Source organism: Sphingomonas canaveralia (assembly GCF_047238125.1).
In the GTDB taxonomy this organism is placed as follows: Bacteria; Pseudomonadota; Alphaproteobacteria; order Sphingomonadales; family Sphingomonadaceae; genus JBDFMH01.
Window position 1 is genome coordinate 879,334 of the sequence record NZ_JBDFMH010000001.1, and the last position, 13,834, is coordinate 893,167.

A 13,834-nucleotide genomic window follows, 5' to 3' on the forward strand; every position below is an offset into this window, starting at 1 on the left:
CACAGGCTAGGGCGCCAGGCGCCCCGCCGAAAACAGCGACCGCATAGCCCCGCGAAACTGCGCGCCATGCGAACTTCCGCACGATCACCGCTCAAGCGGGCATCGGCGGATCAGTGCTTCCCTGCGACCTCCGGGAGGCGGGGGCGCGCGGTTCATCCGGCATCACCCCCCTCGGGAACTGGCTATCATCCGGCCCCCGAGTCTTCAAGCACGGGGCTCGCCCCGCACGCGTCGTTCAACCCGCCGCCGGCTTGCCGCCTTCCGGCACCGCAACCGTCTCGATCAGCAGGTCGAGCTGGGCCTGGCAGCCATTCTTGATCAGCGCCGCGGCCGTATCCTCCAGTCCTTGGGGGTTGCTACCCAGCACCGCGAACTTCAGCACGGTGGGCGCTGCCGCCCCAGGCCAACTGATCCGATATTCGGCGCCATTCGCGATCGGCAAGGCGGCCGGCCAGGGCTTGGCCGACTGACCCTTCAGCCACATCGTCTTCTCGGCCTTCCCGTCGGCGCCGGCCAGCGTCATCTCGGTCGCCGCGCTCGCATCCGCACGCCAGAGCGTGACCGCGGCCGGATCGGCGACGCAGAAGGATGAATTTCGCTCGATATCGACATACCAGATGTTCGGATTCTTGCCGTTGTCCGCGGGCGCCGTCGCGGCCACGCCGCCGCGCACCGCCCCGATCCGGGCGCGCCGCTCGGAGCGCTGGTTGACCAGCGAGGCCAGCGTCGTGCGGGTCTCCGCCGGCGGCGAAGCGCTCGCGGTTGGGCTGAAGCTGCCCGGGCCCTTCAGCGTACGGGTGCCGCGTCCATCGAGCACCACGACCTGATCGTTGGCCTTGAGCACGATCTTTGCGGAGTCGGGAATCGCCTTGCCCGGCGGGAAGCTGCGCGCGGACGGGCCACTCGATCGAACCACCAGCGTTTCCGCCGCGGCGACCCCGCCATAGGCCAAGGCTGCGGCGCAGAGCGCCCCCCCAGCAACGCTAATCCAAGACAAAGCTGCCTCCTGATCCTACCTGTTTCAAACGATATACTAGATTTGCGACACCCGCATCATCGGGATGGTCACCGGCATATTCCTCCAGCCTTTGTAAGGCTTGTGGATCGCCTTGATCGAAAGCGTTCACCATGTCTGTGAACGCTGTCACATCCGCCGCACTCATCTGCGGCACCGGTTCCCAGACTGCGATCGGCGTCGATCGGCCGCGGACCGCGACGCGGCCCATCGGGCGGAACAGCGTCAGCGTCGAGCGTGCTCGCGCGGTATCGCTCAGCAGCACCTTGGTCTTGAGCTGCTTGTTGGCGCCTTCGAGCCGGGCGGCGAGGTTCATGCTGTCGCCGAGCGCGGTATATTGCATTCGCCCCTCGCCGCCGAAATTGCCGACGATCGCCTCGCCGCGGTGGACGCCGACGCGAGTGACCCCGATCGGCGGCACCCCGGGCGGCGCGCTCGTCCGGAACACTTCCCCGGCCTGATACATCGCGATCGCCGCCTTGGCGGCACGATCGGCATCGTCGGGTCGTGAGATCGGCGCGCCCCAGAAGGCGACGACCGCATCGCCAACGAACTTGTCGATCGTGCCGCCATGTTCCAACACCACGGCACTCAACCGATCGAGATAGGAATTCAGCAGGAAAGCGACCATTTCCGGTTCGATCGCATGGCTGAGCTTGGTGAAGCCCTCAAGGTCGGAGAAAAGCGCGTAAATCTCGCGCTTCTCGCCATGCAGTGCCAAGCGATCCGGATTGCGGAGCAATTCGTTGGCAATGTCGACGGGCAGATATTTACCGAGCGCCGACTGCGCGAAACGACGCTGGTCTGACGTGACCGCCCGTGCGGCGGCCGACACCGCCGAGAACGCGACGATCCAGCCGACCGCCCAGCCGAAGGCGGGAACCCGCTGTGTATCAACGCCAAGCGATCGCAGCCAGAAGGGCAGCGCGGCGATCAGCGCCAACTGGAGCACGAACAGCAGTCCCGCCACGATCGGCTTCACGTCAAGTAGCGCCGTGCCCGCTGCGCAGGCGATCACCAGCAATGCGGCAAGCCAGACGAGCCAATAAGGTGTCACCACCAGCCGCTTGGCGTCGAGAAGTTGCGCAAGCAGGGTGGCGTGGACCTCGAGCCCGGTGGTGGTCTGATTGGTCAGCCGCGTCGCCGGTGTCTCGAACTGGTCGATATCGGCGATGTCGCCACCGATCAGGACATAGCGGCCCTGGATCTGGTCGCGCATCGCATCGGCGAGAGCGGGATTTTCGAACAGCTCGATCGAAAGGCTGTTGAACACCGGCCGCTCGGGATCGGCGGGCAGGCGATAGCGGATGCCGCCCTGATAATCGCGAAAGCGGGTATCGCCGGCAACCGCATTGGGCAGCAGCGGCGGCAACACGGCGGGCTGGGTCGGCCAGCTCCGCGCGACATTGTCGGGATCGGCTTCGAGCCGAATGCTCGTCGGGCGGACGTTGCCCGGCTTCAGCTGCTTCAGGAAACTCGCGAGGAATTCCTCCTGCCAGACCTGCATGAAATTGGCGTTGGTGGCGTTCGACGCAAAGCCCAGATAGGTCGGCGTGCGCATGCCCCGGAAGGCGCGGATCAGTTCCGGATCCTCAGGCTGCGGCTGATCGATCAGGATATCGATGCCGATCGCCTTGGCGCCGAGACGGTCGATGTTCGTCAATGCCTTGGCCAGCAACGCGCGATCGAGAGGCGATCGCTTGCCGGTCAGTTCCAGCGTGCGATCGGTATAGACCACCATCACGATCCGCGGATCCTGCTCCACCTGCGGCGCGGTGACGAGGGCGCGCACGTCATAGAGCGCCCGTTCCGCATCCACGGCGAGCGGGATCGACCAGCCGAAGCGCGCGAACAGGAGGGCGATGACAAGGAACAGGATCGTGACCGCGATCCGCGCCCAGCCGACCTGGCGGGCAAGTCGCCGGATCGAACCGCCGCCGTCCGCGATCGCGGCGGACATGTCGCCGCGGACGCGGTCCATCCTCACCGTCGCGCGGCCCGGTCCGCTCCGCCCGGACGGGACGCGGACGCCGGCGCGCGCAGTACGGGCTGTGCACCGTCACCCACGATCGAGAAGCCTGCCCAGTAATAGGGATGCGACGTGGCCGCTTCGTCCATCAGCTTGACCTGTGCCACGCGCAACGCCTCGGCCACGCTGGTGCCGGCCTGCGCATCGAACAGGCCGGAGATCAGCCGCTCGGTAGCGCGGAAATCGTCCGGCGCAGGCCAGTGGCTGGCAAGCACGGATCGCCCACCGGCACCGACGAACGCCCGCACCAAGCCGTCGAGCGCCGATCCGCCACCGCGCGTGACGCCGACTTCGCGGGTCGCCTCGACCGTTGCTTTGCCGGCGGTATCGCAGGCCGAGAGGATCACGAGATCGGCGTTCAGCCGCAGATCATAGATTTCGCTGAAGGTGAGCAGCCCATCCGATCCCGCTCCACCGAACGATGTGAGCAATGCTGGGCGGGCCGGGCATTCGGGGCGCGGCGCGGTCACCAGCCCGTGGGTTGCGAAGTGGAGGATGCGGTAGTCGGCGAGATCGTCGCGCGACTTGACCGCGGTGTCGCTGAATTCGGATCCGGTGACGACATTGGCGACGGTCGCGCCGATGATCGATTGCGCGGTCCGCAATTCGGTCGCGGCGATCGGCTTGTTCCATTCCGACAGCGGCCAGTTGCAGTCGATCGCGCCGTCCGACGACAGCGATCGCGTCGCGGTCAGCTGAGTGAAGCGGGAGAGCGGTGCGTTCTGCCCGAAGCCCAGATATTCGCGCCGCGCCGAGGAGGGGGCAGCGTTGCGCACGTCGCGAAAGCCGCGCGCCGAGACCGCTGTCGAGACATCGGCACTGCGGCCGAGCCACTTGATGCCGGTGAAATCGAACTCGTCCGCGTTCGGCTGCTTGTTGCGCGCGAGATAAGCGTCGACGCCCGCCTGCTCGGTGACCAGCAGGTTGGCGGGCAGCTGCAGCATCGCGCCGTCCGGCTCGAACACCAGATGCTTCGCCGCACCGAGCCGATCGGCGACCGGGCCGAACAGATCGAGATAAAGCGCGCGCGATGCCGCGACGTCGAACGGGAAGGTCAGGAGCTGGCCGTCCTGTTCCTTGACGATCGTATCGCGCAGCGCGGCCACGCGCGTCTCCAGCGCCTTGGCCTTGATGGGTGCGGCAAAGGCGGTCGCCCCCGCCGCATCGGCATAGATGCCATAGACGTCGTTACCGACGATCGCGAGCTTGAGATACGCTTCGTCGGGTTTCAGCGCCTTGCGCAGATCGGCCAGCGTCAGCGCCTGGGTCGAGATTGCACTGTAGCGCGGATATTCCGCCAGCTTGTTCTGGGTCGCGATCTGGTCGGCTTCCAGCCCGGTCAGGCCCGTGCGCAACTGATCGAGGCGCAGCTTTTCTTCCGGCGTGGTCTGCGGGGCCGCCGACAGCCGCGCGATCTCGATCCGGCTGCGTTCGATGTCGCGGGTCAGGGTCACCGATTGGCGGAAAAGGCGCGACGCCTCGTCGCTGCCACCCGATAGCTCGCGTGCGAGGATCGCCTGGGTATCCGCGACGCCGGGGCGCACGATCGTCTCGCTTGCCAGGAAAAAATCATCCACGAGCGCCGGATTTGCGGGAATTTCGCGCGCGAGCAGCGCAAAATAGGGGGCGAGCAGATTGTCGTAGCCCGTTGTCGCCCCCCCGCTGGCGGTGATCCCGGCCACTACCTCGCGATAGAGCGCAAGCGATGCCGCGCTTTGCCCACGCCGGCCGAGGAATGCCGCCAGCCGGGCCTTCGATGCATTGGCCGCAGCGGAATTGGGATATTCGCCTTCCAGCAACGCCAGCGCATCGCGGAGGATCTTCTCCGATCCAGCAAGATCGCCATTGGCCTCGGCGACGGCGGCGAGCTCTGCCATCGTTTGCCCGCGCAGCCGCGTGATCGAGACGACCCGGCCCTCGCGGATCGCGATCAGATCCGCCAGCGCCTTCGTCAGCGCCGCTTGCGCGCCCGGCAGGTCACCGCGCAGCCGCTGGATCGTGCCTTTCAGCTCCAGCGCCTGGGCGTCGAGGATCGCGACCTTCTCGTCTGCAGTCAGGCTGGCATTCTCGGTCAGCCCCAACTGCCGCGCCATCGGCACCGCGGTGTTGATCTCGGATGCGGCCAATGCGTCGATCTCGGCGGTCTCGGGCTTCGCATCCGCCATGCCGACAGCGGCAAGCGGCCGATCGAGCTCTGCAACGGCGGCATCCAGCTTCTGCTGGTTGAGCAGATGGATGGCATAGAGGTTACGGCGCAGGCGCAACTGCACCGGATCCGCGGTCGGGATCAGCGACGCTTGCGCGAACAGCCCGTCGGCTTCGGCGAACTCGCCCAGATTGCTCTTCTGCAACGCGCGATTGACGAGATATTCGCCGTTGCGGTTGCCGCCCATCCCGGGCGCCCGCTGCAGCAGCGTGTCGAAGAATTCGGCTGCCTCGGCATAACTGCCGCTATTGTTGCGGCGATAGCCTTCCTGCAGTGCCGCATCGAGGTCCAGATTGCCGGCCTGCACGCGTGCGAAAGCGGCCGGATCGGCGACCGATGTGGTGGCGACCGCAATCTCGCCAGGGATGATCCGGTCGGCGATGATGGTGCGCAAGGCGAGCTGCAAGGGACTGTCGTAGCCGGACAGGCCCTCGGCGATATAGGTCGTGCGCCCGCGTGCGAGGCTATAGGTACGGTAGCCGACATTGCCTGAGTTCAGGGCACAGTCCGCCTGCTGCACGGCCCCGAGATCTGCGATCTGGCCAGGGGCGGCAGGGGCGGGACACTGGGCACGATCGGCACGCAGCGCGGAAACGCGCGCGACTGGATCGTCCGCGCCGTTACGCAGCGCATAGACCTGGCCGATCGGCGCGGATGCGTCGCGGCAAAGGATCGTCCAGCTGCGATCGAACATGCCCTTCAGCGCCGGATCGACTGCCTTCGACTGCATCTGGCACAGCACGCCGGCGCCGCTGCCGAGCCTGAAGCTGTTCATCACGCTCGGCTTCATCGCCGGTTGCGCGACCGCCGGCAACGATGCGCCGAGCGCAGTCGCCGCCAAGAGAGTGAAGATGTGACGCACAGTCGCCTCCCGCCAATGGCTCGATCGGCGACCGCAATCCCCCGCAGAAGCCCTGCGAGGGGTCCATCGCCTATCCTGTCGTTGCGCCCCGGTCGTGTCGTTCGACTCTTGGCATATACGATAGACAAAGCGGGCTGGGTTGCGAAGTCTTTCCGATCACGGGGGCGATCGCCAACCGCGATTGTCAGGCCGAGGCCACAAACGAGAACGGGCGCCCCTCGCGAAGAGGAACGCCCGTTCGTATCAACCGGCGCGCGCTGCGGCGCACCGAGCGACTTACATCGCGTTCGCCTCTGCGGCGTCCTCGACGTTGTCGGCGGCAGCTTCAGCGTTGTCCGCGGCGTTCTCGAGCGCAGCGGCCTCAGCCTCGTTGCTGGTGTTGTCGGCGGCTTCCTCGAGCACGTCGGCGGTGTTCTCCAGCGCCTCGGCGGTGTTCTCGGCGGCGTTCTCCGCGGCGGTGTCGGGCGTGCAAGCCGCCAAAGACATCAGGCCGGCGGCGGCGACGACAAAGCTCAGCTTCTTCATTCGTGCTGCTCCCATAGCATCATAACGGGCGCGGCCCGAACGCCGTCCCAGACGCCCCATCTAGCGCCGCAATCTCTTCCGTCAACGTAGAAAACGAACGGTTTGAATGAATTCTGTTGCAGCGCAGCACGAAAGAGCGCAACTTTCTTCGCATTGAAGCATTTCGTTCAGTGCGGTTGCCCGAAATCTTAGGTCAACCCAAATGCCGGAATTTCGGCGATTTTCCGGTTTGCGGAGGGAGCGAAAATGGTGTCGCGCAAAGCGGATGGTCGCCAGCTGCAGCGGATCGCACTGATCGGCAATTATCCGCCACGCTTGTGCGGCATCGCAACCTTCACCGCTCATGTTCGCGACGCGCTGGTGGAAGCCTACCCCGATCTCGATGTCGATGCGTACGCAATGGACGACCCGGGCTCCGCGCACCTCTATCCTGCGGATGTCGTCCAATCGATCCGTCAGCATGAAATGGCCGACTATCAGTCCGCAGCGGCGCGCATCAACGACAGCGATGCCGACGTCGTTTTGGTCCAGCACGAATACGGCATCTTCGGCGGTCCCGCCGGAGCGCTTCTCCTGCGTTTGCTCGATCGGGTCGCAGCGCCCGTGGTGGTCACGCTGCACACCGTGCTCGAACAGCCGAATGCGGACCAGCGCAGCGTCGTCGAAGCCCTGGTGCGGCGCGCATCCAAGCTGATCGTGATGGCGGAGAAGGGACGCGAGATCCTGATGCGCGTTCACGGAGTTCCTGCCGAGCGGATCGCGGTCGTGCCGCACGGCGTGCCCGATCGCCCGATGGCCGAGCCGTCCGCGCTTGCCGGTCGGTTCGGGCTGGAAGGGCGGCGCGTCCTGCTGACTTTCGGCCTGCTGTCACCGAACAAGGGCATCGAGACGATGATCCGCGCGCTCACCGCGATCGTCGCTGATGATCCGACGGTACTCTATGTGGTCCTGGGCGCGACCCACCCGCATCTGGTTGCCCATGAAGGCGAGGCCTATCGCGAGAGCCTGCAGTCGCTGGCGTCCGAACTTGGCGTCGCCGACCATGTCCGCTTCATCGACCGGTTCGTGGAGCAGGAGGAGCTGCTCGACCATATCGAAGCCGCCGAGATCTACGTCACGCCCTATCTGAATGAAGCGCAGATCACCTCGGGTACGCTTTCTTACGCAGTCGCGCTGGGCAAGCCGGTCGTATCGACGCCTTACTGGCACGCGGCCGAACTGCTCGGCGATGGCACCGGCGCGCTGGTCGATTTCGGCGATGCGGCCGGTTTCGCTGGCGCGATCCGGTCTCTGCTTGCCGATCCTGACCGGCTCGGCGGTTTGCGCGCGGCTGCCTATGGCAAGGGCCGGTCGATGACCTGGTCTTGCTTCGCCAAGGCCTATTACGCCATTTTGGTCGACGCGGCCGAGCGGCGCCCGATCCGCCTGCGGGCGACGCTGCCTGCAATGACCGCGGTACCGCCGAGCCTGACTGGCGTGGAGCGGATGACCGATGGCTGCGGCATGCTGCAGCATTCCATCTTCAGCGTGCCGGACCGCGACCATGGCTATTGCGTGGACGACAATTGCCGCGCGCTGATGCTGATGCACCGCGTCGATGGTGATGCCAGCGAGCGCGCCGACGACTTGGCCAACGTCTATGCCTCGTTCGTCCAACATGCCTGGAACGGTGAACGCGGACGTTTCCGGAATTTCATGGGCTATGATCGCTCCTGGCTCGAATCGGAAGGCTCGGAAGACAGCTTCGGTCGTTCGCTCTGGTCGCTCGGCGTGACCGCCGGCGAAGCGCGCCGCCCTGAATTGCGGCGTTGGGCGAGCCATCTGTTCGACCAGGTGGCGCCGCACGCACTGGAACTCGGGAGTCCGCGGACCTGGGCATTCGCGGTTCTGGGCGCCGATGCGATGCTTGACGTGATGCCGGGTAACGGGGCGGCGCGACGGATTATCCGCTCGTTTGGCCCGAAGCTGATGAGCCTGCTGGCCGAATGGCGCCGGCCGAATTGGCACTGGTTCGAATCCGTGCTGGGCTACGACAATGCCCGCCTTCCCGAAGCATTGATGCGGTGCGGTGTGCGGCTCGGCGATGAGGCAATGCTCACCAGCGGTCTCGAGACACTCGGTTGGCTGGATGACATCCAGATTGCGCCTGAGGGTCATTTCCGCGCGGTCGGTACCGACAGCTTCGGCCAACCCTATTCCCCGCCACGACGGTTCGACCAGCAGCCGCTCGAAGCGTGGGCGTCCTGTGACGCAGCCGCCTACGCGTTCGAACAGACGGGCGACGTGCGGTGGCGTGACGCCGCCTGGCGCGCCTATCGCTGGTATCTGGGTGACAATGATATCGGCGTTCCGATCGCCGCGCCCAGCGATGGTGGCTGTTTTGACGGATTGATGAGCGACCGCGCTAATCTTAATCAAGGTGCAGAATCGGTGCTCGCCTTCCAATTTGCTTGTTGCACGATCGCAGCACTCGATGAGAAGGCGGGCTCGACGGAACGGCGGGGCATCAGTCTGCCCTGATCGCGGCGTCGGTCGAGCGGAAGGGGTCTGGTGTACGACGTAATCCACGCGCCACTGCGGTTGCAGGCCGATGCTTCGCGCGTCGTCGTCCGGCCGTTTCATATTCCGATCGAAGCCGCGAGCGCCAAGGGGCGCCCGGGCCGGGTGCGCCGCATCGTCGACAGCGTCCTGTCGATGGACGAGACCGCGGCGGAGGCGGAGCTATCGCTGGTCTTGCGCGATTTCGAAGCGCGCCACTGGCAGACGCGCAATGTGTTTGACACGCGATACAGCGTTCTCGAAGCGGCGCTCGGACTGGACGGCGACACCGTCGCACCGGTCAAGAAGCAGCTGATCGGCGCCTACTTCTGTCACGAATATAGCTATGCGGCGGCCGCGCTGATGAACCCCAGCATCGTGCCGCATCCCGACCAGACCGGGCTCACCAACGGCGCGGTACGGATCGCGATGTCGCTGCGCGCGGTCGGCGAAGGGCATATCTCGTCGGTCGCGTTCCGGGAGGGCATATTAGGCCCAGGCGCGAGCTTCGAATTGATGCCGGAGCCGCCGTTCGCGACTTCGGCGGATACCGCACAGGAGCTCGGAGAGGGCGCGATCGAGGTCCACCGTCACCGCGACAGCTCGCTGTCCGGCACGGTATTGTTTCCAATGACGGAGGCACAGCGCAACGGCCTCGAGGATCTGCGCCTGGTGAAGTTCACCCACGGCGACGGCAGCGACGAGTGGCTGGGCACCTACACCGCCTATTCCGGCTCGACGATTCGATCCGAACTTCTGCGTACCCGCGATTTTCGGTCCTTCGTGCTCGCTCCGATGTCGGGGCCCGCGGCACGCAACAAGGGCATGGCGCTATTCCCCCGCAAAGTTGGCGGTCATTACATGATGATCGGCCGGCAGGACGGCGAGAATGTCTATCTCCTGAAATCGCGGACGCTGACGAAATGGGGCGAGGGGCAATTGCTGCTGGCGCCACATTATCCGTGGGAGATGGTCCAGATCGGCAATTGCGGATCGCCGATCGAGCTAGACGAAGGCTGGTTACTGCTGACCCACGGCGTTGGAGCGATGCGCAAATATTCGATCGGAGCCGTGCTGCTGGACAAGGACGATCCGTCGAAGGTGATCGGCCGGACCAGCCAGCCGCTGCTTTCACCGGCAGACGAGGATCGCGAAGGCTATGTGCCGAACGTGCTCTACACCTGCGGGGCGATCCGCCACGGCGATCTTCTGTTCATCCCCTACGGCGTAGCGGATAGTTCGGTGGCGTTTGCCTTCGTGCCGATCAAGGGGCTGATCGCGGCGATGCGCTGATCGTCAATCGATCCGATAGTGGATCGGTTTGAAGCTGCCATTGTTCGAATCCGGCGCCGAACACGCGGTGAGACCGATCACAAGATCCTGTTCTGCGCGGAAGACGATGCTGTCACCGGCTCGGCTCAGCGGCGCTTCCACGCGGAGTATGCCGGTTTCCCCATCCACTGGAACGTTCATGAAGCAGTTGAACGCGACCGGAATCTGATCCTCGCCGATCCCGTAGGGCGCGAGCGCGGCCGCAAGGTTGCCGAAGCATCCACGATGCGGATCAGCGTCGCCGTACAGGATGCGGAACGTATCCTTCGAGCACGGTGTGAGCAGAAAATCGTGGCGGCCGACATCGTCCCGCTCGATCGTCAGCAGCACGCGGCTGCGGTTCGAGTAGAGCTTGTCACCCGTCGTCAGGTAGATGCGGCTGGCATAATCCAGTGTCCGTCCGGATGAGATCGCCTCGGCGACGTCGTCGCGCGCGAAAGCGAGCAGATCGGCGACCTGTTCGCCCAGCGGATCAATCACGGTCAGCGTCTGACCGGCATCGAGAGTGAAGGCCGTGCCGCTGCGCGGCGCAATCTCATGCGGCATCGCGCGCGCCTCCAACGCCGCGGCTGAACGGGCATTTCCACCCATCACCGACCAGTCGGCCACTATACTGGCGTGCTTCCGATACCGATCCGTGGCGGGCCAGCATAGGGTTCGGCGCGCCCGCCAGCGCGACATCCCGGTTGATGATCGCGCCGCGCAGTTTCTCATATTGGCCCATCGCGCGAAGCTGCTCGAATTGGTCGTGGAGATTGAAGACGAGGGCAGGAGTGGCGAAGCGCCGGGCAGGCCGCGAAGCTTGCGGATGCAGGCCGACCACGAAGAATGCCTCCCCCCCGAAGCTCAGCGAGAAATGGGGATTTTCGGGATCGGAGCTTACGCGCGGGTCAGGCTTCTGGCCAAGCCATTCGTCCTTGTCCGACAGCGACTGGACCCGTTGCCAAAGATGCTGCTCGAAGGTCGTCTCGTCGAGCGCGTCCGGCCCTTCGAACAACACGACCAGCGTCTGGAACAGCTTCGGATCGGCCCGGTATCCCGACGCCAGATGCATCAGCGTCGGCAGCACGCGAAGATCGTCCCAGGCCGATCGCATGTCCCGCGCCACGATGAATCGCATCTGACCGCGCGACAGCGCCGATTTTGCGCCAACGCATGGGAATTCCTGATCGCGCACGAAGGTCCGGAACCGTTCTGCAAGCGGGTGATCGACGTCGTTCTGGGGAGGTAACATGCCACGACAACCCATCCCGGCAGGTTGCGTTGCATTTCGCACACCGATGCTGATCCAGGTCAGGACGATTTTTGCCGTGGCCGATTAGATATGCGATCAGGGCGTGAAAGAGGGGCGCAATGATCACAACCAACTTCCTGCGTGGGCGCCGGAGGCGCGAACTTTCCCAGCATGAAAAGGCCGTGCTGGAGGCATCGGTTTCCGAAGTACGCCGCCTGCCGCGCCGCACGACGATCGTGCGGCAGGGTCAGCCGGTCGAGAATTCCACTTTGCTGCTCGAAGGCGTGATGCTGCGCTACATGGATGACCGGGAGGGGCACCGCCAAGTCGTGGCGATCCATATTGCCGGCGATTTCGTCGATCTCCATGGCTATCCACTCGCCTGGCTCGATCACGACGTGGCAACCGCAAGCGCATGCCGCGTGGCGCTGGTCCCGCACCGCAACCTCGAAGCGATCACGCATCAGGAGCCGCATCTGGCGCGCCTGCTGTGGTTCAGCACGCTGCTCGATGCGGCGATGCACCGCGAATGGATCTTCCGGATCGGCCGGCTGGGCGCCGCGGGGCGGATCGCGCATCTGTTCTGCGAGCTCAACGTGCGGCTCGGCGCGATCGGGCTGAGCAATGGGCGCAGTTATCGATTGGCACTGACCCAGATCGATCTGGGCGAGGCATGCGGGCTGACCAGCATCCACGTCAACCGCACGCTGCGGGTGCTGCGCGAGGATGGGCTCGTCACTTTCGAAAAAGGGCAAGTGACCATCCAGGACTGGGATCGCCTGCGCCGCTTGGCCGAGTTCGACCCGGCCTATCTCTATCTGTCGGACGCGGCCTGACGCCCGGGGTAGTCGATCAGCTCACGAGCAGCCCGTGGCGCTTCTTGCCGAGGCTAAGTCGCTGTTCGCCGCCCACGAGATCGACGACGCGGTCACCATCGTCGATCCGTTCGCCTTCGAGCCGCACCGCGCCTTCGGCAATCTTGCGCCGCGCCTCGCCGCGCGATGCCACGAAGCCGAGCCCGATCAGCGCATCGATCACGCTGGTATGGGCAGTGACCGCGAACCGCGGCAGCGCCTCGCCCGACGCGCCCTCCTCGAAGGTGCGGCGCGCCGTCTCACGCGCGCGATCGGCCTCGTCGCGTCCGCGGCAAAGCGCCGTCGCCTCGTCCGCCAGCACGATCTTGGCCTGGTTTATCTCCGAGCCCGGCAATGCTTCCAGCCGGGCGATCTCCTCCAGCGGCAGATCGGTAAACAGCCGCAGGAAGCGCCCGACATCGGCGTCGTGCGTGTTCCGCCAGAATTGCCAATAGTCATAGGCCGGCAGGCTGTCCTCGTGCAGCCACACCGCGCCTGAGACGGTCTTGCCCATCTTGCCGCCGTCGGCTGTGGTGATCAGCGGCGTGGTGAGCCCGAACACCTCGGTGCCGTCGACCCGGCGAGTCAGCTCGATCCCGTTGACGATATTGCCCCACTGGTCCGATCCACCCATCTGCAACCGGCAACCGACCCGGCGCGACAGCTCGCGGAAATCATAGGCCTGCAGGATCATGTAATTGAACTCGAGGAAGCTCAACGATTGCTCGCGGTCCAGCCGGAGCTTGACCGAATCGAAGCTCAGCATCCGGTTGATCGAGAAATGCTGGCCAATGTCGCGCAGGAACGGGATATATTCGAGCCGGTCGAGCCATTCGGCATTGTCGACCATGATGGCGTCGGTCGACCCGTCGCCGAAGGTCAGGAATCGGGAGAAGATGCGCTGGATCGCGGCGATGTTGGCCGCGATCGTCTCGTCGCCCAGCAGCTTGCGCGCCTCGTCCTTGAAGCTGGGATCGCCGATCTTCGATGTGCCGCCACCCATTACCACGATCGGCTTGTGCCCGGTCTGCTGCAGGCGGCGCAGCATCATGATCTGCACAAGGCTGCCGACGTGCAGCGAAGGCGCAGTGGCATCGAAGCCGATATAGCCCGGAACGATCTGTCGCACGGCCAGCGCATCCAGCCCCGCCGGGTCGGTCGCCTGATGGATATAGCCGCGGTCTGCGAGTAGGCGGAGAAGATCGGACTGATAGGTCATGGCGGTTCCGGCTCTGGTGC

General features: G+C 65.2%; 10 protein-coding genes. 3 read left to right on the top strand and 7 right to left on the bottom strand.

Annotation, left to right across the window (positions count from 1 at the left end; genetic code table 11):
- Positions 1–235: 235 nt before the first annotated feature.
- The 4 genes from ABC347_RS04190 to ABC347_RS04205 all read right to left on the bottom strand — a co-directional run bounded on the left by ABC347_RS04190 (position 236) and on the right by ABC347_RS04205 (position 6,637).
- A complete protein-coding gene (locus ABC347_RS04190) occupies positions 236–997 on the bottom strand; it encodes a hypothetical protein (RefSeq protein ID WP_413244483.1) in 762 nt (253 codons plus the stop codon).
- A complete protein-coding gene (locus ABC347_RS04195) occupies positions 984–2,996 on the bottom strand; it encodes a CHASE2 domain-containing protein (protein WP_413244484.1) in 2,013 nt (670 codons plus the stop codon). The genes ABC347_RS04190 and ABC347_RS04195 overlap by 14 nt, the downstream gene beginning before the upstream one ends.
- Positions 2,997–2,998: 2 nt before the next feature.
- Entirely contained in the window at positions 2,999–6,040 is a 3,042-nt protein-coding gene (locus ABC347_RS04200) for a CHAT domain-containing protein (RefSeq protein ID WP_413246998.1), read from the bottom strand.
- 348 nt (positions 6,041–6,388) lie between these two features.
- Entirely contained in the window at positions 6,389–6,637 is a 249-nt protein-coding gene (locus tag ABC347_RS04205) for a hypothetical protein (RefSeq protein ID WP_413244485.1), read from the bottom strand.
- Positions 6,638–6,883: 246 nt separating this feature from the next.
- Here ABC347_RS04205 and ABC347_RS04210 point away from each other — a divergent pair, with 246 nt between their 5' ends.
- Both ABC347_RS04210 and ABC347_RS04215 read left to right on the top strand, forming a co-directional pair.
- On the top strand, positions 6,884–9,157 hold the full coding sequence (locus ABC347_RS04210; protein ID WP_413244486.1) for a glycosyltransferase: 2,274 nt from the start codon (positions 6,884–6,886) through the stop codon (positions 9,155–9,157).
- Between the two features lie 30 nt (positions 9,158–9,187).
- Positions 9,188–10,468 carry a glycoside hydrolase family 130 protein gene (locus tag ABC347_RS04215; protein WP_413244487.1) on the top strand — a complete coding sequence of 427 codons (1,281 nt, stop codon included), beginning with the start codon at positions 9,188–9,190 and terminating at the stop codon, positions 10,466–10,468.
- 3 nt (positions 10,469–10,471) lie between these two features.
- On the opposite strand, the gene ABC347_RS04220 is transcribed toward ABC347_RS04215, so the two are convergent.
- Together ABC347_RS04220 and gntA are read right to left on the bottom strand one after the other, a co-directional pair.
- Positions 10,472–11,053 carry a DUF1989 domain-containing protein gene (locus tag ABC347_RS04220; RefSeq protein ID WP_413244488.1) on the bottom strand — a complete coding sequence of 194 codons (582 nt, stop codon included), beginning with the start codon at positions 11,051–11,053 and terminating at the stop codon, positions 10,472–10,474.
- On the bottom strand, positions 11,043–11,756 hold the full coding sequence (gene gntA / locus ABC347_RS04225; RefSeq protein WP_413244489.1) for a guanitoxin biosynthesis heme-dependent pre-guanitoxin N-hydroxylase GntA: 714 nt from the start codon (positions 11,754–11,756) through the stop codon (positions 11,043–11,045). The genes ABC347_RS04220 and gntA overlap by 11 nt, the downstream gene beginning before the upstream one ends.
- Positions 11,757–11,860: 104 nt before the next feature.
- On the opposite strand from gntA, the gene ABC347_RS04230 reads away from it, so the two are divergent.
- The gene (locus ABC347_RS04230; protein WP_413244490.1) at positions 11,861–12,577 is read left to right on the top strand and encodes a Crp/Fnr family transcriptional regulator; all 717 of its coding nucleotides are present in this window, start codon (positions 11,861–11,863) and stop codon (positions 12,575–12,577) included.
- A 16-nt stretch (positions 12,578–12,593) separates the two neighbouring features.
- Here the strand turns inward: ABC347_RS04230 and tyrS are convergent, their stop codons facing one another.
- Complete coding sequence (gene tyrS, locus ABC347_RS04235; protein WP_413244491.1) at positions 12,594–13,814, bottom strand: tyrosine--tRNA ligase; 1,221 nt, start codon at positions 13,812–13,814, stop codon at positions 12,594–12,596.
- Between the last annotated feature and the right edge of the window lie 20 nt (positions 13,815–13,834).

Bases quoted from the DNA above. Each gene is read 5' to 3' on its own strand.
- ABC347_RS04195 (WP_413244484.1), bottom strand. From the start codon at position 2,996: ATGGACCGCGTCCGCGGCGACATGTCCGCCGCGATCGCGGACGGCGGC.
- ABC347_RS04200 (WP_413246998.1), bottom strand. From the start codon at position 6,040: ATGAAGCCGAGCGTGATGAACAGCTTCAGGCTCGGCAGCGGCGCCGGC.
- ABC347_RS04205 (WP_413244485.1), bottom strand. From the start codon at position 6,637: ATGAAGAAGCTGAGCTTTGTCGTCGCCGCCGCCGGCCTGATGTCTTTG.
- ABC347_RS04210 (WP_413244486.1), top strand. From the start codon at position 6,884: ATGGTGTCGCGCAAAGCGGATGGTCGCCAGCTGCAGCGGATCGCACTG.
- ABC347_RS04220 (WP_413244488.1), bottom strand. From the start codon at position 11,053: ATGCCGCATGAGATTGCGCCGCGCAGCGGCACGGCCTTCACTCTCGAT.
- gntA (WP_413244489.1), bottom strand. From the start codon at position 11,756: ATGGGTTGTCGTGGCATGTTACCTCCCCAGAACGACGTCGATCACCCG.
- ABC347_RS04230 (WP_413244490.1), top strand. From the start codon at position 11,861: ATGATCACAACCAACTTCCTGCGTGGGCGCCGGAGGCGCGAACTTTCC.
- tyrS (WP_413244491.1), bottom strand. From the start codon at position 13,814: ATGACCTATCAGTCCGATCTTCTCCGCCTACTCGCAGACCGCGGCTAT.